The following is a 26,191-nucleotide window of genomic DNA, read 5'->3' on the forward strand; positions in this document are numbered from 1 at the left end:
AAAGTCATCGAATTGACAAAGAACAATGAAACTGAATTACTTTATCGTAACATTTGTACTACTCTAAACGAAAATGAATTTAAAAAAGCAGCATAAGTTTTCGCTCAATTGGGGTTATACTAAAAATGAATTATTCAGAAGTACTAAAGCAACTAAAAAAATTATCTAATCCTGAAATCGCCAAGGCAAAACGTAACCGTGGTAGTTTAGCAAAAAATGCCTACGGGATAATGGTAAAAGATTTAAAAATATTGGCAAAGGGGATTGGCACAAATCACTTCCTTGCACTAAATCTATTTAAATCAGGCATCCATGAAGCAAAAAAACTTGCCAGCATGATCGACGAACCGGCAAAAGTAACGGAATTCCAAATGGAGGCATGGGTGAAAAAATTTGATTCTTGGGACATTTGCGATTGCTGTTGTAGTTCTTTATTTGTAAAAACACCTTTTGCATGCAAAAAAATCTTTGAATGGTGTAACCGCAAAAGAGAATACGAAAAAAGAGCAGCCTTCTCTTTAATGGCACACCTTGTTTTTCATGATAAAATAAGCAGTGATAACAAATTTGAAAGATTTTTCCCTATCATCAAACAAGAATCGACTGATGAAAGGAATTTTGTTAAAAAAGCCGTAAATTGGGCATTACGTCAAATAGGCAAAAGGAATATCAATCTAAACAAAAAAGCGATAGCAACAGCAGAGGAAATCAAACGACTAAACTCAAAAAGTGCTCAATGGATCGCTAATAATGCATTAAACGAATTAACGAAAGAAAAAATAAATATTTTGGGATATCCTAGGAATTAAAAAGTATAATAACTCCTTCCACCGGACCAAACCCACGGCTTGGCCGGTGAAGACGAATGATAGTTAGCCCCGATAAAGAGTCCAAATCATATTTTGATATAATTGTTTATGGAAAATCACGGTACCTCCTTTTAGGATTTTTAAAATCGCTTTTCATGTAATTATGGGAATTCAGATCATGAATTATGAAAAAAAAGTAAAAAAGCTGATGGATGGTTATGTTGGGGTAAAATTTAAATCACTTCAACGTTCAAAAGAGCTTCCAATTAACGTGAATGATTATTATATTCAGTTCAAACAAAACTGTGATCGCCTTAAAAATTATAACATGACACCTGAAAATGGTGGTAACGTAAGTATACGACATGAAAATGGTTTTATTATATCAGCTTCAGGTGCTAACTTAGGGATCATAGAAAAAGAAGAGCTGATTTTTGTTGAACAATGTGATGTTGGAGATGAGTTTGTCGTCTATCATGGGGAAATCAAACCCTCTTCCGAGTCAATCATGCATTGGCTTATTTATAAAAATTATATGGAAACCAAAGCCATTATTCATGCCCACGATGAATTTGCCACCCGAACGGAATTACTGTCAGGAGAGATTGAAGAATCAGAACATGAAGAACCGTATGGCACTGTTGAACTTGCTAACATGGCTATCTGCACGTTTAAAAAAGCAAAACGAATAATTGTTTTGAAAAATCACGGATATGTGGCAATAGGACCGGATATCCATTCTGCCTGTGATATAGTTATTGATACCCACTTGCATCTACTTGGTAAGCAAAAGAACCGCTAACACAGAGCCACAACCAAGGAGGCAGGCCATGAACACTGTGAAATTTATTGGTATGGATGTCCACAAAAAAACAATCACCATTGCCATCGCTGATGAAGGTCGTCAAAAAGAACCCAGGATTTTTGGCACCGTATCTTACTTCATTGGGGAATTTTGCTGTTATTTGATACATCTGTAAACAGAATTCGTATGACGCTCACCAGACATTCAACACCCTGTAATTCTTTAGTATTTCACTCGAACCCTTGAATCCTTGGCCCCTTGTTGGAGCGTAGCGTAAATCCGCCTTTGGAGGGAGCCCTCTGGAACCACACCGACTAATTTGAAGATGATTCACCTGCCTTGTCTGAATTAACTACAACTAATCGGGAGATGACCCTCAGAAAAAACTTAACCTGACCAGCCTCAAAACCTACCTTATGTCCATGAATTAATGCCAGTTTAAACCCGGCAATTAAATGGTTTATTTTTGGTATTCCCTTTTTCTCAATATTTTTATATTTAACCTACATCGTTTAATGTGTTTGTGCCGGTAGTGCCAAGAGCCTTACCGGCACAACAATTTGAATCACACTTGTTTTTAGAAAGCTGAAAAGTACGTTATTGTTTAAAAGGAAGGTGAAATGGAAAGAAAGAAGGTTCTTTTTGTCTGTGCACGTCATGGGGCACGGAGCCGAATGGCAGAAGCGATTGTCAAAAAGATCGCTTTTGGAAGAATTGAAGCTTACAGTTCCTGCTTCGACCCATGGAAAATCAGTCAGCTGACGATAGATGTAATGCGGGAAATGGGCATTGAACTTCCTGCAGAATCACCGAAGCCTATCTATAAACGATACAAAGAAAGAGATATTTTCGACTACGTTATTTTTCTTTGCTATAATGTCTCAAAGGAGCAGTGCCCTCTATTCAAAAGAACTATTGACATACTTTTCGCGAGAAAGGCTAAAACGGTCATCTGGTCAATTCCGGATTCTACAAAGCTCAGTGGTCCGGAAGAAAAAAGAAAGGTAGGTGCCAGGAAAATTAGAGATAAAATAAAATCAAAGGTTGTCTCATTTCTTTCACAAATTGGCATTGGCGCTATGGCTGCATAACAACAAGTTGCAGTGGGTTAGCGAAACCACATCTAATGCTCGGCTGAAAGGAGGTAAGCATTCCAATCTCCATAGATTATGACAGTAAACGTAACGTTATTTTTTCAAAAGCCAAAGGTGTGATTAAACTTGATGATATCATTTCGTACTTTTCGGCTGCTGCCGCCTTTAATTTAAAAAAAAGATACCGCGTTTTTGCCGACTATTCTGATGTTACTATTGAGCTAAGCAATGACGATATTTATGAGATGGTACAACGACGAAAGTTGCTTCTGGATACAAATGAAAGAATCAGGATAGCCATTTATTGCAAGGAAAATTATGTGTTTGGCCTGGGAAGAATGTATGGGGCCTTACTCGGTGAGGATAAATACAATGTGATGGTTTTTCGCAGCCAGGAAGAAGCTAAGGTTTGGCTTGGGATTTGAATGATTATGTAACCAGCCAAATAAACAGCCCTTCGCAGAAGACGGCTATTCGCTGAGGATGAAAAGCGACGTTATTTTTTCACAATCTTCTGCAGCTGATGAGGTCCGAAATAGATCGCGCCGATGGTGGATACCAAAAACATGATCTTGCCGGCCAGGGCCAGTAAAAATCCGGCACATTCCGCATCGAACCGATAAACTACGGCGGCGGCCGGGAGAAAAAAGAAAAAACACCTGAAAGGTCATCTTGGCCAGGATGCGCCTGGCCCTGGACTGCTCGGTGTTTTTTTGCGAAATAATGGCTACTTTCTCCAAAACTTTTGCAAAGCCAGGGCCAACTTTTCCCGACTCTGCACTTTAACGAGATCCCATTCCCCGGGGAGGTGAGATCGATAGCGGTGAGTTCCATAGCGCTGATCAATTAACAGAACGACTCCCCGATCGGTTTCTGTACGAATCACGCGGCCTGCGGCTTGCAGCACCCGGTTGATGCCCGGATACTGGTAGGCATACTCGAAGCCGGCATTATGATGATCGGCAAAATAGTTGCGAATCAATTCATTTTCCGGTGAGATCCCGGGAAGGCCGACACCAACCACCACGGCCCCGGACAGTCTTTCGCCCACCAGATCAATGCCTTCACCAAATATGCCGCCCATGACGGCAAAACCGACCAGGGTTTGACGGTTTTCCCTGCTAAAGCGGTTAATAAATGCTTCTCTTTGGTTTTCACTCATACCAGGAACCTGAATGATCACCTCAACCTCCGGGCAATCGGATTGAAAAGCTTCCAATACCATCATCATATAGTCATATGACGGAAAGAAAACCAGGTAGTTGCCTGTTTTTTGACTGACAAGGGTGCGGATGACCTGCGACACCTGTTTCTTGGTGGTATCCCGATCTCGATAGAGAGTGGATATCCTGTCGCAAACCAAAGCGTTGAGATTTTCCCCGGGAAATGGCGAAGGCAAAATTAAGCCGGTGGCACCTGCATCACAGCCCAGGATCTTTTTGAAATAATCCATGGGGGTCATGGTGGCCGAGAAAAAGATGGCTGCCTTGCAGCGCGTCAAGGCGTTGCCCAATTGGACAGATGGATCGATACAAAACAATTTGAGTTTGACATCTTTTTTTATTTTTTCCAAACAGGTGACATAGCTGTCGCCGTAATGTTCCGCCACCCTCATAAAACCGGATACGGTAAAAAACAGATCCAGCAATTCTTCGCGAAAGGGTGTTTTTATATTGAGCGACAGCCACCGCTCAGTCATTTTCAAAAAACCGCGCAGCAGGGGAAACAGATCTTCCGGGGCCTCTTTTTGGTGGTATGCCGGTGCGGATTGGTCACATTTTTTCCTGGCCTTGATCATCCAGGAATTGATTTTTCCCAGGCTTTTGTAAATGGGAGGGAGCTCTTTGCGTATGGCACGCTTGACATCCAGACACGGCTGTTTAAAGATCTCGGCTGAAAACATTTCCCGCGAGCGGTCCACCAGATTATGCGCCTCATCTATTAAAAAGGTGTATTCACCACTTTGTTCCAGGAAAAAGCGGCGCAAATAAACCCGCGGATCAAATGCATAATTATAGTCGCAGATAATGCAATCGGCCCACAGCGACAGTTCAAGGGAAAATTCAAAGGGGCACACCCGGTGGTCACGGGCCACCTGCTCTATGGCAATGCGGGTGAAAGCATCCTGGTGGAACATGGCATTAATAGCTTCATTGACCCGGTCAAAATGTCCCCGGGCAAATTCACATTCCTCCGGACTGCAGGCGCTGTCCGGTTTAAAACAGATTTTATCCTTGGCAGTGAGGGTCAGAGACTTAAGCCTAATGCGGGCATGGCGCAGCTCATCTATGGCATGTTCCGCTGTAAAGCGACCGGTGGTTCTGGCCGTCAGGTAAAATATTTTTGCGGTCAGGCCCTCACCCATGGCTTTAACTGCGGGGAAAATGGCCGCCATGGTTTTGCCGATGCCGGTGGCGGCCTGAATCAACTCCTGACCATTATGTTTAATGGTTCGATAAACATCCACCGCCATTTTACGCTGGCCCGGGCGATAGTGGGCAAAGGGAAATTGAAGCTCGCCAATAGATTTATCACGCAAAGTCTCCCAGCGAACAAGGGTTTCCGCCCATTGCAGGTAAACGGTCACCAGGTGCCGGAAAAAGACCTCAAGTTCCGCCAGTGTAAAGTGTTTTTTGACATGGTGGATTTCGCCGGTATCCACCTGGAAATAGGTCAGCTGCGTGTCGATTTCATTCAGGTCATGGTCCAGCGCATAAAAATAGGCATAGGTTTTTAGCTGACCCCAGTGAATGGGATTCTCATGGCTTTTAACATAATCCAGGGTTCGGGTGGTGGTTTTTATTTCTTCAATCAACGCACCATCGGATTCTTGATAGATCCCGTCGATTCTGCCGCCGATGGTTAACTTGAATAAATCGGTTTCGATTTGATGGGAGACCGCCACCTCGCAACGATAGTTTTCCGGACGCGATTGCTGGATTTTCTGATGGATTCGAATGGCATCCAGCGGTCGGGTGGAGGATAAAAATTCAAATGATAAGTCTCCCGAGCGCAGCACATGAGTCACCAGATCCCGAACCGCTATTTTGAGTGTTTTTTTCAAATCAAGTGATAATTGGGCGTATAAAAAATCAGTGACGTGTTGTTCATATTCACCGAGATGAATGATTTATTGTGTTCGTATGCGATTTTAAACCGAGTTATTTTTAACAAAACCGGTTTGACAGCTGCCGGAAAGAAAGAGGAAATGTCAAACTGAGTCCACACCTTTTCCGGTTACTGCTGGTAATTTCAGCGATGAGACCTTTGCAAAACGGCACTTTTTGTCCGATTTCTGCATCCCCGATGAGCGGGATCTACGCTTCGCTTCGACAGGCTCAAATTTCAATCCTTGAAATATTCAATATATTCATGTGGTTGAAATTTTCGCCTTTCTTGAACTCGAACAGATAAGCGTAGACTTCGAAAATTACCATTTTTCAAAGGTCTCGCGATTTACATATCCCGGCTTCCAGCAAAATCCTTAAGCAGGCTTGACACGCCAGGCCCTCTTTGCCATAATTGGCTGAAATAAAAACAAGTTCATTTGATTAGAGGCTTAACATGAAAAAGCATATTTTAGCAATCATTGGTTTATGGATAGTGCTTGCGCTGATTATGTGCTGTGCAGCAACAGGTGAAAAAAAGGATGCCGGAGAGGCGGATAAACCTCAGGTCCCGGAAGAAAAACAGGATCTCACCCTTGCCGGGCAGGTGGTGAGAGACCTTGCGGAAAAGGGAAATCTTGGAATTAGCAGGAAAGTGGCGGTGGTTCCTCTAAAAAATCTGGGGCAGGCATCAAAAGATGATGCCGAACTGATGGTGGAAGAACTGACCAACGCCATGATCAATGAAAAAGTCTTTACCGTGGTGGAACGCAGTCAATTGGGAAACGTTCTAAATGAAATAAAATTGTCGGCCACCGGCGTTTTATCAGATGATGCGGCACAAAAATTCGGCAGCATCTCCAATGTTGAACTTTTACTGATTGGCACCTACTGTGTGGATAAGGGAAAAGAAAAACTTTCAGTTCGCCTGGTCCAGGTAAAAGACGGGGTGGCTCTATCGACTGCAACCGCATCTGCCCCGATATCCGTTGATACGTCCGCTTCGATGTTAGCATCCAAAGCGGTTGGACCGGAAAAAACGACGGCGAAAGCACCAAAAAAATTCCCCGAGAAGCAAAACTGGAATAAAGTGATTCAACGATCTATAGTTGCACTTAAAAAAAATCCCCGTGATGCCAGGGCGCGTATTCATCTTGGAATCGCTTATTATAAGACCGGCCGGATAAAAAATGCACGCGAGCAGAAAAAAATTGTGGGCAGACTTTTGCGAGACCGACCGGCATTAAGAAGAAAATTACAACAAGAACTCAGAGTGCTGTTGGCTTTTGAAGAACAACATGACCCGCGCCGGCCCCGGAGACGCCCGGTCCCGAGAAAATATTAGCTGTAAAGATGAGCGGTTCTTTTATTGATTCTTTATTTAAGTTTGTATTGGAGCGGACTGTTTTATTTTCTCTTCATAAACCGAGAGCAGAAAAATGGTGGCCAAAGGCTGAGTAAAAAGCGATCCAATAAAAACAGCACTTCCGGCAGCAGAAATACCTAGAAACAAGATTAGAACCACGATCTGATCAATGAATACACCATGGGTAATCATTTTATAGCTTTCCTGTATTGCTTCGAATAGCCCCAGCTCCTTGTCTGTCATCAGGGGCAGCATGTAAAGACAGCAGAATGATACGGCCAGTGAGATAACTATTCCCGGCAGAACCAGCAGCATGAATCCGATCATGGTGGCAATAAAAACCAGAGCTGAAAATCCTAACAAGGGCAAAAAGAGCTTCATGTGAGAAAATAAATCCTGTATCTTCGGCTCACGGCCATCTCTGACTGTTAAGAGCATAGAATGCATATAGCCGGCCAACGTCACCGGTGCCAGAATGCCGATAGTAAAAAACCATAAAAGAAACATGACCAGCGTCATAAAAATAAGGGGTGCAATGAACTTCAGCGTCAGATCCCATGCCGTTTCAAGATGATATTTAAAATTCATGATTTCTCCTTCAATCAACTATTAAAAGATGAAATTATTTTTGCGTCTGAACCTACTTGCATGAGTCCAAAAGAAAGTGAATTGGTAAAAAGTCGCGGAGTAATCACCGGAAGGCATCGTTTCAAGAGTCATGTACCAGGCGTATTGATTTTTCAGGGACGAAAGATTATGCATATGGCATGATGAGTTTCCGGGAACCTTACCCACGCAGCAGATAAGGCTTTTTACGACGCCGTTGAAGTATATTCAGATTATGTTTTTAATGTCAACAAAAAGGTCTCACCCAGTTAACTTAACAACCTGATTTATTATAACTTATTGATATGCGGGGCAAATAAACCAATCTTGTTAGCCCCATGGGGCGATGAATAAAAGGCGGTGCGTGACATACCGAATTGGTAAGAAACCACAGGGGACAGATGATGGAAAATGAAAATGTATTTAAACAAACCTATGAAAATTATTTGGCACAGGTTGGCGGAATAGATTTTAATTCCGTAAAACAAAAGCTGGGGGTAGAAGTGGAAAATAATGAGATGGCCATCCCGTTATTCGGCCAACCCCATAAAGTTTCTGCAGCCGGTATTTTCGATTCAGGTGGAAAACAGCCAACGCTCGATATGTGTGTGATACTCTGCAAATATATTCTTCTTTGCCCGCGGATTGATCCTAAAAGTAGCGATTGGGTATCATTCAGAGATCTTAAAGATTCAGGTCCGTTAACCAGTTATTTTGCCAATGATGTAGAGCGGGCAATCGCTGATAATTTTAGTGGAAGAATACCTGATCTGAAAAATGCCGGCAGGGCACTGAAAGGATACGCACCGGATATTGATGTTTCCTGCGATCTGGGTATGCAATTTTATGCCCTCCCGAAGATTCCGGTGGTGATGCTTTTTTACGATGCCGACGATGAGTTTCCCGCAACATGCTCTGTACTTTTTGAAAGGCGGACAGAAAATTATTTGGATCCGGAATGCCTGGCAATGGTCGGGAGGTGTCTTTTTACTTATCTGAACGATGCGACACAGTAACGGTCAGGGGATAATTCCGCCCACGGTTTCTTGTTATATACTCAGGCAGTTTCCTCATTTAAAACGAAACATATTTTTTAGAATTACTATCAAATTGGGCGGTAAAGGCTGATATAGCGTTAATGGTGACCTTTACACTCCGGACAGCGACGGTAATGGAGGGCGTTTGAATTGAAAAACTCATTATCGCACCATGATACCATCAGCCGTAGGTTAAAGGAGTTGGTTCGGTTGGCCTACCGATCAGGTGCAAGCGGTGCTGCGGTTATTTCCCCAGCTGACATTGTGGTTGAGGATGGTTTGGCGAATCTGTGCCGGGAAGGCCGATGTGAAGGTTACGGATTGTCAACCAGCTGCCCACCTTACGTTTCAGGCCCATCCGGGTTCCGGAAATTGCTGAAAAGTTATGAATATGCGATCGTGGTTAAGATCGATGTCCCCCTGGAGATCCTGCTTTCCGGTGAACGGCACGATATCATGAAACTGCTTCATGAAATGGTTGCCGATATCGAACAGAAAGCCGTTCACACAGGGTACCCCGGTTCAAAAGCATTTGCCGGCGGTTCCTGTAAAAAAATCTTTTGTCATGACTATGAAGGCTGCAGTGTGCTGATGGGAAACGGCGAGTGCCGGAACCCCCGGCATGCCCGCCCATCCATGTCCGGTTTCGGTATCAACGTGTCCAAGCTGATGCAGTCGGCCGGTTGGACGATGAGCAGGTATAATGATTCAACTCACTCCGATACAGGCTCAACCGCACCGATTTGCGGACTGATTCTGATTGGCTAAACTATTTTTCAACGATGCCAAACAAATTTTAAAGCGGTCTAAGGGTCAGGGTATCCTTTGTATGTTCTGTTATGGCTTTGTCACTGAACCACCAGTAAACCTTGTTGCCGTTCATGAAAGATTCGACCTGGTCTGTGGTATGAGGATCGAACTGTCGCCCGGTGACGCCCCCGGGTAAAGCAGCCAGGATTTTATCAGTATCAGCCAAATCAGCGACCATCCTGAGAGAAGCGGAAACGGTAATTTTAAAGGGCTGGTTGAAATGGTAGAGCCCGCGGTAGAGGGTTTCTCCTGATCCGAACGACGGATGGGAACCACCACCCAGCCATTGCTTACCGGCGCCTGACCTGCGGATAGGGCTTACAAGTTCATGTATATGCACCTTTCCCCATATCCATTTGGCAGGATCTTCCCCCAAAATAGGGCTTAATTTCTTAGCCGCATTTACTGCTGCCTGATAAAAAATGTCATCAGAGGTTTCCTTTTTATCTTTTGTGTTTACCATGTCAAACCATGAAGACTTTCCTTCAAGCACCATTTTCTGAAGCCGTTCCTCCCAAAAGTACCAGTTATTCAGCATGGTTTGAGCAAGTTTTTCACCCAGTTCGTCGGAAAAAACAAGCAAGGCAAACTCTCGGTACACCGATTGGAATACGGTTGGCGCGGCTTTTTCCGGATGGTCGATAAAATCCCAGGCAGACAGGATACTTCCCATATTCTTTGTATCCTCATGAGTTAAAAGAGCCTTGGCCATTACCGGAGCAATTTTCCCGGCCATGAGATTGACCGCATCCCGCTGGAACCTCCAGTGATCATCCGCCGATTTTTTGCCCGGCGCATCCATCAGTTCGATCAAGCGTCGATACCGATAGGAAGGTGAAGCATGGGTGGTATAGTAATAGGGAAAGTTCCGTTTAACCGTCATGTGGTTGCAGGTGCCGACCCAGCCGCGTGACGGGTTAAGGGCGTGGGGCATATCGTTGAAGGGTATCCAACCGGTCCAGTTGTCTTTATCATCTTTAACCACATAGGGGACTAGGCTTTCACCCTGAGTGCGAATGGGCAGCCTGCCTGTGGTTTGCCAGCCGAAGTTACCACTAGAATCAGCAAAAACAAAGTTCAAGGCGATCTGGTTAACATCTTTAAGGACTTGGCGAAGTTCCCTAACTGTCCGGCATTGCAAAAATTGCTCAAACCCAATGGAGCGCCCCATGGATTCAACACTGGACCACCGCAGAGATATCACCTTGTCGGTTTTCAAACCCGGCATTACTCCTGAAATAATCGGGCCCCGATGGGTGAGGCGTATTTTGATCTTTTCTTCCCGGAAACCGTCAGGTGTAGCTTTGTCTTTGATTTTCAGTGTCTCTTCAATCACCTCAAACGGTATGGATCGGTTTCCTTCGAGGTAGTTGTTTTGATTATTCGGGTCCACTGTTTCAACATAAAGATCCTGCGTGTCGCCGTAGGCATTGGTCACTCCCACGGCCACATGATCGGTTCGGCCGATTACCATCCCGCCAATGCCGGCAATGGTTGCCCCCACGGCGCGCATATCAGGGGTAATCAATCCGCAGGGATACCACGGGCCCGGCAGAATGTTGGCGTTCAGGTGAGGGTCGTTTGCCACAATGGGTTTACCAGCGGGTGACATATCGCCGCCGGTTGCCCAGTTGTTGCTGCCGATTTCCAATGGGCCATCGGCTAAAAAAGAAAGAAGATTTTGCTTAAACGCCATATCCAGCTGAGCGGCCTGAAAAGATGGACGGGTGATATTCGCAGTTGCCGGGAGTTCATCATCAGGGTTTATGGTGATGGGAAAAATTTGAGCTGCTCTGGCCGCTCCCAGCTTTTCGACCAGCATTTGGGCAATGATTTCAGTATCGATATTGGCAGCGCTACCCCAGCCCATGTAGTACAAAATAGTCAGTGGATCGGCGATGTTCCACGGTTCCGGCTTTATGCCGGCAAGTTTGAATTCCAGGTGAATGTTTTTGGGTCGGGTTTTGATGAACTCGTTGATGCCGTCCACGTATTTTTGCAGATATGTTCGCGTTTTATCATTGAGGACTTTGGTGTGTTTTTTCGCATTGCGATAAAAACCGAGTGTCCTCATCCTGATATCCAGACTCTTGGCGTTCTCTCCGGCCAACTCCGATATTCGGCCGGAGGAAAAAAGCCGGGTCAGTTCCATTTGAAACAGCCGGTCCTGTGCGGTAACAAACCCCTGAGCCAGAAAAAGATCTTCCGTATTCCGGGCATAAATATAGGCCATGCCTTTTTCATCGCGTTTCACCTTTACAGGAGCCGACAATCCCGAAAGGGTCAGGTCTCCGTTTCTGGTATATCTGTTCAACGGAGAAGCACCGAATGGGTTGATGATGATAACAACGGCACCAATGATCACCATAAATAGAATGATAACCAGGGCGAAAAATCTTTTTAACCACTTCATGTCTATTCTCCTTTGGGGTCAGGTTAATTCGACTGACACAGATTGCTTTGCCGTTTAAAGTCCGGCATCTTCGAATTCAATTCGAATATAACTCACTTACCTTTTACCCGTCGTTTAAAATGTTAACCAACTCGTTTACCTGCAGATTAATCAGGCGCTGAATTGGTTTTAACAAAGCTAAATTTGAATCCATCCGGCATTTTAATGGTTAAACAGCTTTCTTTAAATTCGACCAGGCATTGGATGGCCTCTTTTTCCTTCGGGCTGGTGAAAACCAGGTGTTGCCCGTTCACATGATAAGTGCCGGAAACATGTGTATCCTCCCAGCTGAAAATAAAATGACCGTTATGCTGAAAGAGGAGTACCACGCTTCCAGGCTTGGTAATCGGCGGGTGGTTCTTGAAAATAGGGTCATTGGGATATGTGATGATGGTGCTGCGCCAGTTGCCGGCAAGTGTTTGGGCGTTAATGGGTGAATGCTCAGAAACACCGGCAAAATGGCATCCGGTTACTAAGATTATGAGATAGATAAAGGTTATGCTGCCTATTGTTTTTGTCATCAGGTCTCAGTTTGTTGTTTAAGATCGTTTAATACATCAGCATATAGTTAATCGGGCACGGAGTGTCAAGCGGGAAACCGGTCTTGCCGGTTCAGAATTTGCGCTTTAAACCATGGCCATTCCTTTAAATGTCTGCCTCTGATGAAATGATTGTTTTGACAACCCCGGGGTAAATCGGATATAGGGTCAAACTGCCTGACAAAGACGAAACGAAAGATTGCGATATTCAATCACACTACATTTGAGGAAAGAGAGGAAAAATGGGCAAGATTGATGATAAATATCTTTTGCCGACCGCTATGATCGACAGCGATAGCCCGCTTATTATTGAACATGCTGAAAAAATAATTGATACTGCAGCAAGCCCGGCGGTTGAAAAGGCGGTAAAACTCTACTATGCGGTCAGAGACGGGATCTGGTATGATCCCTATTATCCGTTTTACCGTCCCGAGCACTACCGGGCAAGTAATGTGTTAAAAAGCGGAAGGGGGTATTGTGTGAGCAAGGCATCCCTTCTCTGTGCTTTGGGAAGAGCGTGCGGAGTTCCGTCACGCATCGGCTTTGCCACCGTGAGAAATCACCTGGCCACCAGGCAACTGATAGAGTTTTTAGGTACGGATCTGTTTGTCTATCACGGATTCACCGAATTTTATCTGGACGGAACATGGGTTAAAGCCACACCTGCCTTTAATATCGAACTCTGCCGAAGGCATAAGGTTGTCCCCCTTGAATTTAACGGCCGGGAGGACTCTATTTTCCAGCCATTCAGCCTGGAGAAAAAACAGTTTATGGAATACCTGGAGAATCACGGTAGTTACGCAGATATTCCGCTTGATGATATTTTGTCTGCATGGAAAGGGACCTATGGAGAAGAAAGGGTCAGGAAGTGGATCGAGGCTTTCGAACAGTCAGGAGGAATATCGCCCCGCGATTTTAGCCGGGAGGATGTGCTTTAATTGAGGGATCGGGGAGCTTTTCTATCTCTACTCAACTCGCCCGGGGAAGCGCCCCTTTGGCCGTACAAGCCTTAACAAATGAGTACAGCACTCTGTACACGCCCCCTATCTTTTGCGTTAAATCAATGCAGGCAGCTACGATCATTGCCGCCGTGGGAATCTGTTTATGGGGCTGGTTCAAATCCAATCTCAGTCCGCCTAATCGGACCGTACGTCTGTTCCTCGATATTATTGTTAATGCTTGTACGGCCAAAAGGGGCGCTTCCCCGGGTGAGCTGATAACAATTATTAAAGCCCAATGGGTTTACAAAAAAGGCCATTAATAAGAAACTCCCCGATCCCTCACTTTAATTGAGTGATAAAGATTTGCCACATGCGGTTTAAGGCGATCTTTAATGACTGTGACTTCCGGGGCTGCTGGATTATATGCATTTGCAATGGATAAAGACAGGTCGTATAGCTGTGACTCCGGTAAAGCTGACAGGTAATCTAGGAAAAAATCAGCCTGGGGCGAAGGAATTAAACGACTTTGTGGTTTTAATGTCAGTGCCTGATAAAACCCCTTAAGGGTTTCTTCAACCGCGCAATCATCAGACCATACAATATCTCCGACTCCGTCTAATCTGTCAAGGCGCATCCTGATGGACAGATTTAAAAAAAATACCAGCATACCATCAATGATGAACTTTAAATCTTTGTATTTTCCATCAGTGATATGGTGAGTGTCAAATAATGGCGCATATTGACGGACAGTAATGAGTTTCAGGTCCATCCCGTCTGGTTTAATTTTTATAACAAAATCTCCTGCGGCATGGTGCCAGGGAAATATTTGATTGAAGGTCTCCAGGTCGTAATATAAAGTCAGAATCATGGCAGCCCGCCGGTAAAGGGTTCTTGTCTGATTTTTTGAAAGAAAAATGCCGCTGTTTGCAGGGTCCCATACCCGTATTCTTTTGCCTGAACCAGTCGGTCCAGGCGAGAGGTGAAATTCGTTGTATCCTTCAAACCATTGCCCTAAAAACATACTTACGTTAAGATTGTTGTCCAGGCAGATTTCATCTTTGCCGTAAACATCGGGGATGTATGAATGCTGAAATTTGCGGCCCAATTTTCGCAATAGTTCATATTCTCTGGCAATACATCTTCTTCCTGTTGCAGAAACAGCCACATTCAATACAAAGGAAAACTTATTTCTTCCCACAATCGTTTCGATCCGTGCAGGATGATAAAATTCTCCGTGCTTTTCCTGAAAGATATTCACCCTGCTAATATCTGAAAGTTTTAGGGATTGATTGCTGATTTGCGATACAGCGCTTAAGATTATATGACAATCGTTTGCCGAAAGGAAAGATTGGGCTGCTGTAAAATAATCCCCATGGCAAAAATGAATGCCGGAAGACCCTTTGGGCTGTTTCCGGCTCACAGGTATTGATGATTTCCAGAGATTGCTGTTTTTTTGAACCTGATTTTTTATGTTGGAGAGGAAATAATTAAATGGCGGCTGGTTCGGCATGGCATTATTATTTTATTAACTCAAGTTTTGCACCCCTTAACAACGGTGGAGCCGGAATTGTTAAAGCGCCGATTGATGTTAAGGGTGTGAATCGAGACAGTTATATTATTTTCTTCCAGGGGATATGAATTGAATCAGTTGCAGCGCGTCCGGATATTTGGGATACAGTCTATCCGTTGCTAAACAATATAAAAGGGACGGTCTATCCCAACTATCCGGACACTGCGAAAAGGGGTAATAGATGACCCACATATCCCCTTACAGAAAAAAATATAACCGTTTCGATTCACATCTGATTTTATATGTTACGTGCCGTCAGGGCATTTCTTTCCGCCAAACCGGGGTGCGAAACTTGAGTTATTAAATAAACCTGGGTCTTTGGGTCCGATCAGAGACAAAGCGCTAGGCCGAATTGATTGATCCAGATGACGAGTCATCGGTTGCGAGCGGTTAAAGGGAAAGATCCAGGCAACGTTCTTCGAACTCGCAGCCTCTACTTTTTCCTGTACTTTTCGATCTCTTTGAGTATTTCCGGTGCAACTTCGTAGCCGAGTTCAACTGCTTTGTCGCAGTGCTGCACGGCCATTGCATAATGCTCCTTTTCAAGGTATGCCACCGTAAGATTATTATGGGCAACGGCAAAGCCTTCTTCAAGTTTAAGCGCCTTCATATTGGCCTCTATGCTTTCATCCACCATCCCTTTCATCAAATAAGCATTTCCTAAAGTGGTGTAAGCCTGAAGAAATTTTGGGTTCCATCTGGTCGCCTTTTCAAGAGCGGTAATTGCTTCTTCAATATTTCCCAGCTGAAGCTGTGCAAAGCCTATGTTTGCCCAGCCCTCGGAAAATCCGGCCCTGGACTTTACCGCTCGCTTATTATATTCAAGGCAACCCTCCAGGTCTCCCTTTTGCAGACAGATTCCTCCCAGCTGTACATAAGCCTCGGCAAGATTCGGGCTGCAGTCAAGCGCAGCAAAAAGTTCATTTTGGGCTTCATCGTATTTTTTCAGTCCCAGGAGAGCAACAGCAAGGTTATAATGAGATGTTCCGCATTCCGGGTTGCCGGCAAGGGCAGCCCGCTGCATGGCAATATATTCTTCCGCATTTTTTGCTTTAGGCATGATTTTGTCCTTATAAATAATGGTTATTTTTCAAAAGTCTTTGGGAAATTGAATGCTCAGCAGGCTAAGTATGGCAGCAACTGTTGATTGTCAAGAAAAAACGAATGACCGTGATTTGGCTTTATAAAAAACGCAACAATAGTTACTTGACAGGGAAAAGTATTGATAATATAAAAACCGGATATCAAGGTTAGAGAGAAAAGGGACTTTTTTATTTGAAATCTGAAAAGGAGGAGGTTCTCATGGCGGATTATTACATTAATGTTTTTTTGGATGATGCAAAACTCAAGCAGATTGAAGATGCCGGTTTGGCCGATCAGGTTACCGAAATAGACGGTAAAAAGGCTATTCAGGTGGGTATGACAAAAAAGGACAAAAAGAAACTTCTTAAGGGTTTTGATGGTTGTACCTTCGACGATTCGAATACATGTATCCTCCCGGAAGATGGTGAGAATACGCTTATGTCAGTCATATCCGAAGTTAAGTCCCTTGATTGTATGAAGTTTGCAATCACCAAGCTTTATAATCCACTTGCAGGAAGGGGTATATCCGGAAGAGGTACCGGCGGGCGTTAGTATTGCTATTGGGTTTAGGGCCTGGAAATAAACCACTGATTGTTTTTGCAATGTTGCTTCGGACCATATTTGGTGGATCCTCTATGGCAAAATCCTCGACATAGGTTGACCTTTTCGGTTTTGCTCAATCGGATTGACCAGGTAAACCCGGACTTCGAATCTGGGTTGAATCGGTGTGCCAATTCCAATGAGTGGTTGATTTCCAGACCCATTGCGCCCCCATTGAGACTCAGGGAAAACGTTTCTTTTAATAAAAAAGGGGGCATTTTTTCCCAGGCTCATGTATGCTGCATTCCAACTTTCTTCCTTCATCCCCTGTTTGCAGGATCCTAAGAATATTTTCGAATCCAGCGGTTATTAAAGCTTGCTTTTCAGACTGTTCCAAGATTATTTTAAAAAACCATTTATATTTATTGAGAAGTTAAAAGGGAGGGCACATGAAAACAGGATGTTACACAGCACTCGTTACTCCGTTTAAAGGAGATGCAGTCGATGAGGAAGGACTCAACATGCTGATAGATTTTCAGATAGAAAACGGCATAACCGGTATTCTGGCTGTCGGCACTACCGGAGAAAGCCCTGTTTTATCATGGGAAGAACATAATAAAGTGATTGAGGTGGTGGCAAGCAAAACAAAAAACAAATGCCTGTGTATTGCGGGCACCGGAAGCAATAACACCAAGGAAGCCATTGCGGCCACCGAACACGCGGTCAAATCAGGTGCAGATGCAGCCTTGCTGGTTGATCCGTACTATAATGGACCAAGCTCCCTTGAAATCCGCAAAGAATATGTCGGCCCGGTGGCAAAAGCCTTTCCTGATGTGGAGGTGATTCCCTATGTCATTCCCGGAAGGACAGGTGCGCAACTTTTACCGGAAGATCTTGCCCTGTTGAATAAAGAATTTCCAAACGTAAGCACGGTAAAAGAAGCCACCGGCAATATACAGAACATGAAGCATACCCGAGAATGTTGTGGGCCGAATTTTACTATTTTATCCGGCGATGACGGTATGACTTATGAAATGATGACCAATCAACAGATTGCTGCAGCCGGTGTCATATCTGTAGCTTCAAATGTGACTCCAGGGGCCATTACGCGTATGGTTCAGCTCCTTGAGGATGGCCGTGCGGATGAAGCTGAAAACCTGCTGTCCGGGCTCAAACCTCTTTTTGGCCTCGTTACTGTGAGTACCATGGAAAGCACACCATATGGCGAAGCGGTTTGCCGGGCCAGAAATCCTCTTGCAATAAAAACATTGATGTCTATTCTCGGTATGCCCTCAGGAGGATGCAGGCAACCCTTGGGGAAAATGACTAAAAAAGGATTAAACACCGTGATAGATGCTGCGAACAAAGTACAAAACAGCAATCCTGAAATATTCAAACCGCTGGCTGACTTTTTCGGTGTTGATGTGGAGAATCGTTTAAATGACCCATCTGTTCTGCAAGGGCTGTATTACGAGGAATATTAACCGGGATACGAGTTGCAGGTTGCGAGTTTCGGGGTACGGGTTATAAAAAAGGAATATTTCCGATTAAGCACCCGCAACTCGATACACATACCTCGCAACCTGATTAGAACATATCAAACACCCATGCCCGAAGATCATTTTGAAAGCCTTAATTTTGACAAGGAATCTGTGTCAGCCAGGTTCATCGCGCCTTCCGGAGAGGTGGTTGAAAAATTAATTGAGATTCGCACCAATCCCATTACCCGGCGTACATGTCGAATTGCATACAGCCGAATTGATGAAAAGGAGGCGGGTACGGATAGGCTTCCCCAGCCGCCACCTGACGCGAATAACACTTCCGAATGCCCGTTTTGCAGACCCGGAGTGAACTCGAAAACCCCGCAGCTTTTGCCTGAAATCTCACCCGAACGTCGCCTGGTGCATGATGAATCAATCCTGTTCCCCAACCTGTTTCCCTATGGGAGCTATTCAGCGGTGAGTCTTTTTGACAACCAGCATTTCGTAGAGATAGGCCAGGCCTCTTTGTCATCGTATACCGGTAGTTTTCTAAACTGCAGCAAATATTTCGATCGTGTCCTGTCCAACGATCCCGATGCGATCTACATGGCAATCACCCAGAACCACCTTCCTTCAGCCGGTGGTTCGCTGTTGCATCCCCACCTGCAGATAAACGCAGACAGGCTTGCTCCAAACCACCACCGCTTTATAGGAAAAAGAGCCCTGAGCTATTATAATCAAACAGGGGCATGCCTTTTTTCCGATTACTTGGCACATGAAAAAAAAGATGGCAGCCGGTATATAGGAAATACCGGTGCATGGCAGTGGGTGGCTTCCTTTGCCCCGGAAGGATTTTTTGAAATCTGGGGAATATTTCCCCAAAAAACATCTTTTCGCCAACTGGCTGATTCAGATTGGCAAGACCTGGCAAAAGGAGTTTTAAACACCCAGAGGTTTTACCGAAGTTTTTGCAGGAATGGATACAACTTAGGAGTTTTGTTTATAGAAGATGAAAAGATACCCCTCGAGCTGCGCATGGTGATCCTTGCGCGCTCCAATTACGCACCGTGGGTTAGAAATGACCACACAGGCTTTGAAGTCATGCTGGGAGATATGACCACATTCACTGCACCCGAGGAGACCGCGGAAAAGGCTAGACCTTTTTGGAGAAGAGAACAGCCGATTCCCTGATTCACCCAGAGAGGGTCGGAACCCGAAGCCTTTAAACCCGAGACCGGATAGCCCATTATTAAGTTTTATTTATGATGAGAGGTTGGGGAGTTTTTCAATCTCTACTCAGTTCGTCCGGTGGAGCGCCCATTTGCCCGTATCAGCCTTAACAAATAAGTCCGGCACTCTGTACACGCCCCCTATCTTCTCAGTTAAATCCATACAGGCAGAGACGACAAACGTTGCCGTGGGGTTCTGTCCCTTGGGGCTGGTTCAAATCTAATCTCAGTCCGCCGCAGGCGGACCGAACGCCGGTTTCTCGAAATGATTGTTAAGGCTGATACGGGCAAATGGGCGCTCCACCGGACGAACCGCTAACAATCGTTATAGCTCAAACGGTTCATAAAAAAGGCCATTGATAGGAAACTCCCCGACCCCTCACTTAAGATATAATAGTTTGGTGCATTTATCCTGGGTGGCCACATCGAGCCTGGTTTTACAGTTGTTTAATGCACTTCCCACCGTGCTTAAGGCTTTTTCAGGGGTATTATTGATTTCACTCAGGTGGGCCAGGACAACATGACGGAGGCGGTCATGGAGAAGCTCTTTGAGAAGGGTTGCCGAGTCATGGTTGGAAAGGTGTCCGGTTCTGCTCTTGATGCGCTGTTTCAAAGGCCAGGGATAGGGGCCGTTTATCAGCATGTCCGGGTCATGGTTGGCCTCAAGGATTAGCAGGGTGCATTCTTTTAAATGTTGTTTAACCATTAAAGTTGAAACACCCAGGTCTGTTGCAATCCCTATTTTTGTTTCGTTTTTTTCTACGGTAAAACCCGCCGGGTCTATGGCGTCATGAGATATGGAAAAAGGATGTAGAAACAAATGGTTGATATTAAAGGCCGTGCCACACTCAAAATATCTCAGATCAGCGATACTTCCCAGTTGGGGTGAGGCTTTTTTTGTTTTATGACTGATATACACCGGTATATTAAAACGGCGGGAAAGAACCCCCACGCCCTGAATATGGTCTGAATGCTCGTGGGATACAATAATGGCGTTCAGATTTTCCGGGCAAAGACCTTTTGTATCCAACCTGCGCTGGATCTCAATACCTGACAAGCCTGCGTCAATCAGTATTGAAGTTGAACCATCGGTAACATAGGTGGCATTTCCCTTGCTTCCGCTTGCAAGCATGCAAACCGAAAGCGTGAAATCCGGACACGGCGGTGAGAGTTCTGGTGCATCCTTGTCAGAAGTCATTGGATACTCTGGCGGCTTTCGTTCATGCAAGTGAAAATAGTGTCAAAGCTCGAATGGCCTATTAATTGTTTCAAATTAGCTCCTCAGTATTTATTTCTCTTTTTACAACTTTTAAACCTTGCCGAGGCCGTCAGGATGTATTGTACTGATGATCTCTAAACCCAGCTGAAGAAAAAAATGCATGTTATGCCGAAGGTTTTATTATTATTTCTTTTATGTCAATCTGCAACTACTATAATCTGGAACATCCCAACTCATTCGGTTCAGCCCTCAACAATCGAAATATCAGATATAAGGAGTGGTGGCAATGAAAATCAGTGTCTTGAATGGAAGTCCCAAAGGCAAAACCAGCGTTACAATGCAGTATGTGCATTTCATCCAAAAAGAATTCCCCCAGCACGAACTGAAAATGATTAACATTTCTCAAAAAATTAGAAAGATAGAAAAAGAGCCACAGGCTTTTCAGCATATTATTGATGAGATCAGTGTTTCAGATGGCGTATTATGGGCGTCACCGGTTTATTTTTTCCTCGTGCCGGCGAACTATAAAAGATTTGTTGAACTGATTATAGAAAAAGATGCACAAAAGACTTTGCAAAATAAGTACACCGCTTTTTTATCCACATCGATTCATTTTTTTGATCATACGGCTCATAATTATATGCATGCGGTCTGTGACGATTTCAAAATGAGATATGTCGGGTCGTTTTCTGCGGATATGTATGATCTAATGAAAACCAAAGAAAGACAAAGACTGCATCTGTTTGCTGAGAATTTTTTTAACACCATTGCAAACCATACATTCACTCTAAAAAATTATATGCCGCTCACCTGGCGAAATTTTGACTATCATCCAGGTGATGTAAAGAATAAAACAGAATTGGGCAACAAGAAAATCCTAATAGTGACGGATGTTGAAAGCCACCATAATAACCTGGCAGGGATGATTGAAAGATTTAAGGGAGCCTTTTCCGCAAAAATTGAAACAATCAATTTACACGATTTACATATCAAAGGATCGTGCCTGGGATGCATTCATTGCGGGTACGATAATCAATGCGTCTATGATGGTAAGGATGACTATATCGATTTCTACAATACAAAGGTAAAGGCTGCAGATATTATTGTTTGGGCGGGAACCATAAAAGACAGGTATTTGTCTGCCAGATGTAAATTGTTTTTTGACAGATCTTTTTTTAATGGTCACAAGCCATCCTTGGCTGGAAAACATGTCGGGTTTATCATTTCCGGCCCGTTAAATCAGATCCCCAACCTTCGGCAGGTCCTAGAGGCGTACGTTGAAATTCAACATGCAAATTCCGCCGGTTTCGTCACCGATGAATATGGGGATTCGGCTGAGATTGATCGTTTATTACAATGTCTTGCCCATCGTCTTGTTCAGTTTGCTGATCGCAATTATTTCAAACCGCCCACCTTTCTCGGTGTGGGCGGAACTAAAATTTTCAGAGATGAAATTTGGGGAAGGCTTCGCTTTCCATTCAGAGCGGATTACGTGGCTTACAAAAAAATGGGAATATTTGATTTTCCGCAAAAAAGATATAAAATGCGACTTCAAAATGCAATCATGCTGCTGCTGTCAAAATCACCGGTATTCAGAAAAGAAGTGAACAAAAGAATGGAAAAAGAAATGATCAAACCACTTCAACAGGTGCTTGAAAGGTAAGTCGAACCGAACTAAGATTGAAAAACGACTGTTTGCTTCTAATGAAAATATCAGTTATACCAACATATCCGCTATGGCCATTTTTACTTTGGTGGTGATACCGATCGCCTGTTTCAACTCTTTTTCCAAAGAGGCCATCTTTAGGTAAAATGGAGTCCGGTCAAACCTGAAGTAATCTTTTTCGCCACAATACTTTGAAAAAGCTTCGCATCCCGATCCGTATGTTATATCTCGACCGGGACGATGAAGTTCGTGTGGGATCCCATGCAACCTGCATATCATGGGGCGACTGGAATAGAGGATACACTTGCCATTATCATTAAGCGGGCACATGCGGCGAAGGCGTGTTCCTTTTCTGTCGGCTTCCAGCGATTTTCGTCTCACTTCCACTGCGTTTACTCTAATTTCGTTCTGTTTTTCGGGATCGAGTTGATGAAACGCTTTTAGAATATACAGGTATTCCAAAACGGTGTGGTGGTAGAAACGAGTCATGCAGCAGTTGTCTTCGCATCCGGTGCAGTCGAATCCGTAGTAAGCGGCGGCTTCTTTGTATTTAAGATCCATTAATGCATAGATAGCTCTAAGTTGATTTAAAAAGCCATCCATATCCATTTGAGCCATTACTTTTTCGTAACACAGGTGCATTGGCTACCGTCAAACAAGGGGAGAAGGGAAAAAGAGCTTGGAATAAAGGTTCATGGCATATCGGTCTGTCATACTGGCAATAATATCGCACACCGACAGTTCGTATGGTTGATTTTTATAAATGAAATCAGCCAGTTCCATCCCCTTAAGTTCTTTTTTAAGCATCATTTCGTTATCTAGAAAATAGGAGTATAGCTCGGATAAGATCTTTTTCGCCTTTACAAACTCGTTGTGGACACGGGCAGAGCGGTAAACGTTATCATAGAGGAATTGCCTTAAAGTAGTCATGGCGGAATATACCTTATCGCTCATGCGCAATTGAAGTTCTCCGTCTTGCTCTCCACTGGAAAAAATCAGATCTCTGATCATGGTTGTGGCGCGCTCTGAATGAGTCCGACCGATATTTTTTACACATGAATCAGGGACTTGCTCTTCGGTGATCACACCGCTTCGTACGGCATCATCCAGATCATGATTCAAATAAGCCATGATATCCGCCACCCTTACAACCCTGCCTTCAATGGTGCAAGCCTGCTCACTGGGATCATCCGGGATAATCTTGCCATATCCTTTGGAGTGTTTTAAAATACCATCCCGAACCTCATAGGTTAGATTAAGCCCCACCCCTTTGTTTTCCAGCACTTCTACCACCCTGAGGCTTTGTTGATTGTGAGAAAACCCATGGGAAAATATTTCCTGAAGTGCGGTTTCACCGCTATGACCGAATGGCGTATGCCCCAGATCATGCCCCACGGCAATGGCTTCAGTAAGGTCTTCATTCAGAAACATGGCACGCGCGATTGTTCTTGCAATTTGCGCGACTTCCAAGGTATGTGTCAGGCGTGTTCTGTATTCGTCACCCAGAGGAGATAGGAAAACCTGGGTTTTATGCTTTAACCGTCTGAAGGCATTTGAATAAACGATTCGGTCTCTGTCCATTTGGAAGGCGGTTCGAACCGGACAGGGCTCCTCTTCTTTTACACGGCCTTTTGTGTTTGCGCTTGGACATCCAAAAGGCGACATAAAATTTTTTTCACGTTTTTCGAATTCTTCTCGAATTGACATAATTTTTTATTATTTCAAAGACAATTTTATATGTAAAGAGGAATTTCTTGAAATGAACTCGGGTCATTTAATACTTGGCGAGCTGGTCGATTTTATCACCGGCCAAACCATCGAGGATACCCATGATGAGCGGTACAGGCAAAAACTGGCGCGGTTGCTTGTAGAACAGAAAGACTACAGCAAAAAACAGATCAAATCACGCTGGGATCTTCCTGTGAGGGCAGGGATAAACCAGGCTGTGGTGAAGATTGATTTTATGATCACCTTGTCAGATAAGATCTGCATGATAATAAAATACAGTCCCGGCTCGATGGTAACCAGGCATCGGCCTGTACTGGCGGCATCAAGACTTGTGGCCCCCTACCAGGTGCCTATTGCTGTTATAACCAACGGCGAAGATGCAGATGTCCTTGACGGCTATACCAATGAGGTTATTTCTATCGGCTTTGAATCAATACCTGACAGACAGCAACTTACCCATCGGGTTGCGGATATTCACCTTGAGCCCATTCCCTCCAGACGGGCTGAAATGGAGTCAAGAATCATGTATGCTTTTGAAATCGACGGGAGTTGTTCTTTGTAATTACCCCGACAACGCAAATTACCAGCTTATAACAGCAGCTTATTTTTGTGTCATGCGATATTGCTGCGGGTTACGAGTTGCGAGGTACGGGTTAAAAAAAAGGATTATTTCTGATTAACAACACGCAACCCACAACTCGTAACCCGCAACACTCACGTGATAGCCAAACAAGCTAAAAAAGGCGCATTATTGCTATCGATAAATTTCGTTGTAGGGTTACAACTATTCTTTTTTCTGGTCTCCAAAAAGATCGTCTTTGGACGAACCCTTTTTAAATTTCAGGCTGCCTCTCTGGCCGTCGCTCATTTCATCAAGCATCTTCTCCATTGCTTCCAGGGAGATATCAGTGCCTTCTTTAACCATTTGGTCGAACATAGCCTTGATACGCCGCATGCTGGCTGCTTCAGCTTCAACATACTTTCCATCGATCATTTGGAAACGTGGATCGGTCGCCAGATTCCCAAAGTGGTCCACCAGGCCAAATTGGCAACCGGCCGCATCGCCCAGGTCGGCAATTTCATCTGCAATTGCCGCCAATTCTTGGTTAAATCGTCTAATTTCCTCAATGGCACCCTGATCACCCTCCTGTACACGTTTCAAGGCAAGCTGACGTTTTTTTTCAATATCTTTTTGTCTGGCTCTGAGAGATTCAAGCTTTTCCTTGCGAACCATTATGCGACTTTTAACATCATCCATAATACTTCGACCATTGGTCTTTAGTCGCTCGCGTTTTTCATTATGCCACTTCTCCCAATCTGCCTTTTCTTCGGCACTGCGAATTTTGCCCACCCCGTCTGTATCGGCGTCAATTTCCTGATTTTGAGTGATGGTCTTATCTTTTCCATCTCCTGCGACACTGACCGTACCTTCGTCCACTCTGACGCGTACGGAACCATCATCAGCCACCGCAGTTTCAAATTCAGTTCCACGAACCCCGCACACCACAATAGGCGTATTGACTTCGTATCCGGCCCTACCGCCGACTGCGCGGGAGACCTTATTCCAGATCCTACCAAAAAAAATCAGGATGGATGTCTTCTTTTGCTTTTGACGTTTGATGCCTGAAAGCACCATGGAGGAATTTTGCTGAACCACTATGATAGAACCATCGTCTAATAATATTTCCGCCTTCCCATCGGGACCGGTAAGTATTTTTGTCCCGGGTGCCAGTGTAATTCCTGCTCTGGCTATAGTTTTATCGGTTCCCGGGGTCTGTATCCACACTTTCCCGTTTACTTCTACAAGGCGTCCGCCCGTTCCATCTGCCATGGCCGGTGCGGTAAATAATAGTACGGCCATAAGGAAAACGATTATCCGAATGTTCATTTGAGTCCTCCTTTGCGTCTCAATGAAGTGTCGAAAATTTGTAAGCGTTCACAGGCACCGCATCTGCACGCGCTCAGAGCAACCAGCATAGCCTAACTATAGCTGGTCGCCCTGAGTACGCACATCTGCAGCACCTGTGAACGCTTACGAAAATTTATTGCTGAATTTGTATAAAAAAATGACTGAAAATTTCAAACCATTAATAAATTCAAAAAATTATA

General features: G+C 44.4%; 26 protein-coding genes. 15 read left to right on the top strand and 11 right to left on the bottom strand.

What is annotated here, in order from left to right:
- Positions 1-125 precede the first annotated feature (125 nt).
- The 5 genes from SWH54_20040 (at position 126) to SWH54_20060 (ending at position 3,133) form a co-directional block, all read left to right on the top strand.
- On the top strand, positions 126-809 hold the full coding sequence (locus SWH54_20040) for a DNA alkylation repair protein (protein ID MDY6793562.1): 684 nt from the start codon (positions 126-128) through the stop codon (positions 807-809).
- Positions 810-987: 178 nt separating this feature from the next.
- On the top strand, positions 988-1,611 hold the full coding sequence (locus SWH54_20045) for a class II aldolase/adducin family protein (protein ID MDY6793563.1): 624 nt from the start codon (positions 988-990) through the stop codon (positions 1,609-1,611).
- Positions 1,612-1,639: 28 nt separating this feature from the next.
- The gene (locus SWH54_20050; GenBank protein ID MDY6793564.1) at positions 1,640-1,789 is read left to right on the top strand and encodes a hypothetical protein; all 150 of its coding nucleotides are present in this window, start codon (positions 1,640-1,642) and stop codon (positions 1,787-1,789) included.
- Positions 1,790-2,234: 445 nt separating this feature from the next.
- Positions 2,235-2,705: a hypothetical protein gene (locus tag SWH54_20055; protein MDY6793565.1), complete on the top strand. Its 471-nt coding sequence runs from the start codon at positions 2,235-2,237 to the stop codon at positions 2,703-2,705.
- 119 nt (positions 2,706-2,824) lie between these two features.
- Positions 2,825-3,133 (top strand): hypothetical protein, encoded by a 309-nt coding sequence (locus tag SWH54_20060; protein MDY6793566.1) that lies wholly within the window; start codon positions 2,825-2,827, stop codon positions 3,131-3,133.
- Positions 3,134-3,435: 302 nt separating this feature from the next.
- Here SWH54_20060 and SWH54_20065 read toward each other — a convergent pair whose 3' ends face one another.
- Complete coding sequence (locus SWH54_20065; protein MDY6793567.1) at positions 3,436-5,772, bottom strand: ATP-dependent DNA helicase; 2,337 nt, start codon at positions 5,770-5,772, stop codon at positions 3,436-3,438.
- 500 nt (positions 5,773-6,272) lie between these two features.
- On the opposite strand from SWH54_20065, the gene SWH54_20070 reads away from it, so the two are divergent.
- Entirely contained in the window at positions 6,273-7,160 is an 888-nt protein-coding gene (locus SWH54_20070) for a FlgO family outer membrane protein (GenBank protein ID MDY6793568.1), read from the top strand.
- Positions 7,161-7,196: 36 nt separating this feature from the next.
- On the opposite strand, the gene SWH54_20075 is transcribed toward SWH54_20070, so the two are convergent.
- Positions 7,197-7,769 (bottom strand): hypothetical protein, encoded by a 573-nt coding sequence (locus tag SWH54_20075; GenBank protein MDY6793569.1) that lies wholly within the window; start codon positions 7,767-7,769, stop codon positions 7,197-7,199.
- A gap of 419 nt (positions 7,770-8,188) precedes the next feature.
- Here SWH54_20075 and SWH54_20080 point away from each other — a divergent pair, with 419 nt between their 5' ends.
- Together SWH54_20080 and SWH54_20085 are read left to right on the top strand one after the other, a co-directional pair.
- On the top strand, positions 8,189-8,803 hold the full coding sequence (locus tag SWH54_20080) for a DUF3786 domain-containing protein (protein ID MDY6793570.1): 615 nt from the start codon (positions 8,189-8,191) through the stop codon (positions 8,801-8,803).
- A 171-nt stretch (positions 8,804-8,974) separates the two neighbouring features.
- Positions 8,975-9,592 carry a DUF2284 domain-containing protein gene (locus SWH54_20085; protein MDY6793571.1) on the top strand — a complete coding sequence of 206 codons (618 nt, stop codon included), beginning with the start codon at positions 8,975-8,977 and terminating at the stop codon, positions 9,590-9,592.
- Positions 9,593-9,620: 28 nt separating this feature from the next.
- Here the strand turns inward: SWH54_20085 and SWH54_20090 are convergent, their stop codons facing one another.
- Entirely contained in the window at positions 9,621-12,047 is a 2,427-nt protein-coding gene (locus SWH54_20090; protein ID MDY6793572.1) for a penicillin acylase family protein, read from the bottom strand.
- A 146-nt stretch (positions 12,048-12,193) separates the two neighbouring features.
- A complete protein-coding gene (locus SWH54_20095; GenBank protein MDY6793573.1) occupies positions 12,194-12,607 on the bottom strand; it encodes a hypothetical protein in 414 nt (137 codons plus the stop codon).
- A 260-nt stretch (positions 12,608-12,867) separates the two neighbouring features.
- On the opposite strand from SWH54_20095, the gene SWH54_20100 reads away from it, so the two are divergent.
- Complete coding sequence (locus tag SWH54_20100) at positions 12,868-13,563, top strand: transglutaminase-like domain-containing protein (protein ID MDY6793574.1); 696 nt, start codon at positions 12,868-12,870, stop codon at positions 13,561-13,563.
- A 31-nt stretch (positions 13,564-13,594) separates the two neighbouring features.
- On the opposite strand, the gene SWH54_20105 is transcribed toward SWH54_20100, so the two are convergent.
- Positions 13,595-13,750, bottom strand: a complete 156-nt coding sequence (locus SWH54_20105) for a hypothetical protein (protein MDY6793575.1) — start codon at positions 13,748-13,750, stop codon at positions 13,595-13,597.
- A gap of 132 nt (positions 13,751-13,882) precedes the next feature.
- Complete coding sequence (locus SWH54_20110) at positions 13,883-14,986, bottom strand: hypothetical protein (protein ID MDY6793576.1); 1,104 nt, start codon at positions 14,984-14,986, stop codon at positions 13,883-13,885.
- Between the two features lie 71 nt (positions 14,987-15,057).
- Between SWH54_20110 and SWH54_20115 the strand changes: the two genes are divergently transcribed.
- Complete coding sequence (locus SWH54_20115; protein MDY6793577.1) at positions 15,058-15,204, top strand: hypothetical protein; 147 nt, start codon at positions 15,058-15,060, stop codon at positions 15,202-15,204.
- Positions 15,205-15,569: 365 nt separating this feature from the next.
- On the opposite strand, the gene SWH54_20120 is transcribed toward SWH54_20115, so the two are convergent.
- On the bottom strand, positions 15,570-16,196 hold the full coding sequence (locus tag SWH54_20120) for a tetratricopeptide repeat protein (protein MDY6793578.1): 627 nt from the start codon (positions 16,194-16,196) through the stop codon (positions 15,570-15,572).
- A gap of 242 nt (positions 16,197-16,438) precedes the next feature.
- Between SWH54_20120 and SWH54_20125 the strand changes: the two genes are divergently transcribed.
- From SWH54_20125 to SWH54_20135, 3 genes are all read left to right on the top strand, one after another.
- Positions 16,439-16,771 (top strand): hypothetical protein, encoded by a 333-nt coding sequence (locus SWH54_20125; GenBank protein MDY6793579.1) that lies wholly within the window; start codon positions 16,439-16,441, stop codon positions 16,769-16,771.
- A gap of 437 nt (positions 16,772-17,208) precedes the next feature.
- Positions 17,209-18,243 (top strand): 4-hydroxy-tetrahydrodipicolinate synthase, encoded by a 1,035-nt coding sequence (gene dapA / locus SWH54_20130; protein MDY6793580.1) that lies wholly within the window; start codon positions 17,209-17,211, stop codon positions 18,241-18,243.
- Positions 18,244-18,366: 123 nt separating this feature from the next.
- A complete protein-coding gene (locus tag SWH54_20135) occupies positions 18,367-19,431 on the top strand; it encodes a galactose-1-phosphate uridylyltransferase (protein ID MDY6793581.1) in 1,065 nt (354 codons plus the stop codon).
- A 417-nt stretch (positions 19,432-19,848) separates the two neighbouring features.
- Here SWH54_20135 and SWH54_20140 read toward each other — a convergent pair whose 3' ends face one another.
- Complete coding sequence (locus SWH54_20140; GenBank protein ID MDY6793582.1) at positions 19,849-20,667, bottom strand: MBL fold metallo-hydrolase; 819 nt, start codon at positions 20,665-20,667, stop codon at positions 19,849-19,851.
- A gap of 307 nt (positions 20,668-20,974) precedes the next feature.
- Here SWH54_20140 and SWH54_20145 point away from each other — a divergent pair, with 307 nt between their 5' ends.
- Positions 20,975-22,351: an NAD(P)H-dependent oxidoreductase gene (locus SWH54_20145; GenBank protein ID MDY6793583.1), complete on the top strand. Its 1,377-nt coding sequence runs from the start codon at positions 20,975-20,977 to the stop codon at positions 22,349-22,351.
- A 54-nt stretch (positions 22,352-22,405) separates the two neighbouring features.
- Here the strand turns inward: SWH54_20145 and SWH54_20150 are convergent, their stop codons facing one another.
- Both SWH54_20150 and SWH54_20155 read right to left on the bottom strand, forming a co-directional pair.
- A complete protein-coding gene (locus tag SWH54_20150) occupies positions 22,406-22,972 on the bottom strand; it encodes a hypothetical protein (GenBank protein MDY6793584.1) in 567 nt (188 codons plus the stop codon).
- A 33-nt stretch (positions 22,973-23,005) separates the two neighbouring features.
- Complete coding sequence (locus SWH54_20155) at positions 23,006-24,061, bottom strand: deoxyguanosinetriphosphate triphosphohydrolase (protein ID MDY6793585.1); 1,056 nt, start codon at positions 24,059-24,061, stop codon at positions 23,006-23,008.
- A 52-nt stretch (positions 24,062-24,113) separates the two neighbouring features.
- Between SWH54_20155 and SWH54_20160 the strand changes: the two genes are divergently transcribed.
- A complete protein-coding gene (locus SWH54_20160; protein ID MDY6793586.1) occupies positions 24,114-24,644 on the top strand; it encodes a type I restriction enzyme HsdR N-terminal domain-containing protein in 531 nt (176 codons plus the stop codon).
- Between the two features lie 222 nt (positions 24,645-24,866).
- On the opposite strand, the gene SWH54_20165 is transcribed toward SWH54_20160, so the two are convergent.
- Positions 24,867-25,970, bottom strand: a complete 1,104-nt coding sequence (locus tag SWH54_20165; protein MDY6793587.1) for a FecR domain-containing protein — start codon at positions 25,968-25,970, stop codon at positions 24,867-24,869.
- Positions 25,971-26,191: the final 221 nt, after the last annotated feature.

It is taken from the genome of Thermodesulfobacteriota bacterium (assembly GCA_034189135.1).
Taxonomy (GTDB): Bacteria; Desulfobacterota; Desulfobacteria; order Desulfobacterales; family JAUWMJ01; genus JAUWMJ01.

Excerpts from the sequence above, each read along its gene's own strand:
- SWH54_20120 (MDY6793578.1), bottom strand. The coding sequence starts at position 16,196 with ATGCCTAAAGCAAAAAATGCGGAAGAATATATTGCCATGCAGCGGGCT.
- SWH54_20115 (MDY6793577.1), top strand. The coding sequence starts at position 15,058 with ATGGCGGCTGGTTCGGCATGGCATTATTATTTTATTAACTCAAGTTTT.
- SWH54_20160 (MDY6793586.1), top strand. The coding sequence starts at position 24,114 with ATGAACTCGGGTCATTTAATACTTGGCGAGCTGGTCGATTTTATCACC.
- SWH54_20165 (MDY6793587.1), bottom strand. The coding sequence starts at position 25,970 with ATGAACATTCGGATAATCGTTTTCCTTATGGCCGTACTATTATTTACC.
- SWH54_20150 (MDY6793584.1), bottom strand. The coding sequence starts at position 22,972 with ATGGCTCAAATGGATATGGATGGCTTTTTAAATCAACTTAGAGCTATC.
- SWH54_20070 (MDY6793568.1), top strand. The coding sequence starts at position 6,273 with ATGAAAAAGCATATTTTAGCAATCATTGGTTTATGGATAGTGCTTGCG.
- SWH54_20040 (MDY6793562.1), top strand. The coding sequence starts at position 126 with ATGAATTATTCAGAAGTACTAAAGCAACTAAAAAAATTATCTAATCCT.
- SWH54_20045 (MDY6793563.1), top strand. The coding sequence starts at position 988 with ATGAATTATGAAAAAAAAGTAAAAAAGCTGATGGATGGTTATGTTGGG.
- SWH54_20050 (MDY6793564.1), top strand. The coding sequence starts at position 1,640 with ATGAACACTGTGAAATTTATTGGTATGGATGTCCACAAAAAAACAATC.
- SWH54_20095 (MDY6793573.1), bottom strand. The coding sequence starts at position 12,607 with ATGACAAAAACAATAGGCAGCATAACCTTTATCTATCTCATAATCTTA.
- SWH54_20140 (MDY6793582.1), bottom strand. The coding sequence starts at position 20,667 with ATGACTTCTGACAAGGATGCACCAGAACTCTCACCGCCGTGTCCGGAT.
- SWH54_20100 (MDY6793574.1), top strand. The coding sequence starts at position 12,868 with ATGGGCAAGATTGATGATAAATATCTTTTGCCGACCGCTATGATCGAC.
- dapA (MDY6793580.1), top strand. The coding sequence starts at position 17,209 with ATGAAAACAGGATGTTACACAGCACTCGTTACTCCGTTTAAAGGAGAT.
- SWH54_20080 (MDY6793570.1), top strand. The coding sequence starts at position 8,189 with ATGATGGAAAATGAAAATGTATTTAAACAAACCTATGAAAATTATTTG.
- SWH54_20055 (MDY6793565.1), top strand. The coding sequence starts at position 2,235 with ATGGAAAGAAAGAAGGTTCTTTTTGTCTGTGCACGTCATGGGGCACGG.
- SWH54_20135 (MDY6793581.1), top strand. The coding sequence starts at position 18,367 with ATGCCCGAAGATCATTTTGAAAGCCTTAATTTTGACAAGGAATCTGTG.
- SWH54_20155 (MDY6793585.1), bottom strand. The coding sequence starts at position 24,061 with ATGTCAATTCGAGAAGAATTCGAAAAACGTGAAAAAAATTTTATGTCG.
- SWH54_20090 (MDY6793572.1), bottom strand. The coding sequence starts at position 12,047 with ATGAAGTGGTTAAAAAGATTTTTCGCCCTGGTTATCATTCTATTTATG.
- SWH54_20125 (MDY6793579.1), top strand. The coding sequence starts at position 16,439 with ATGGCGGATTATTACATTAATGTTTTTTTGGATGATGCAAAACTCAAG.
- SWH54_20145 (MDY6793583.1), top strand. The coding sequence starts at position 20,975 with ATGAAAATCAGTGTCTTGAATGGAAGTCCCAAAGGCAAAACCAGCGTT.
- SWH54_20075 (MDY6793569.1), bottom strand. The coding sequence starts at position 7,769 with ATGAATTTTAAATATCATCTTGAAACGGCATGGGATCTGACGCTGAAG.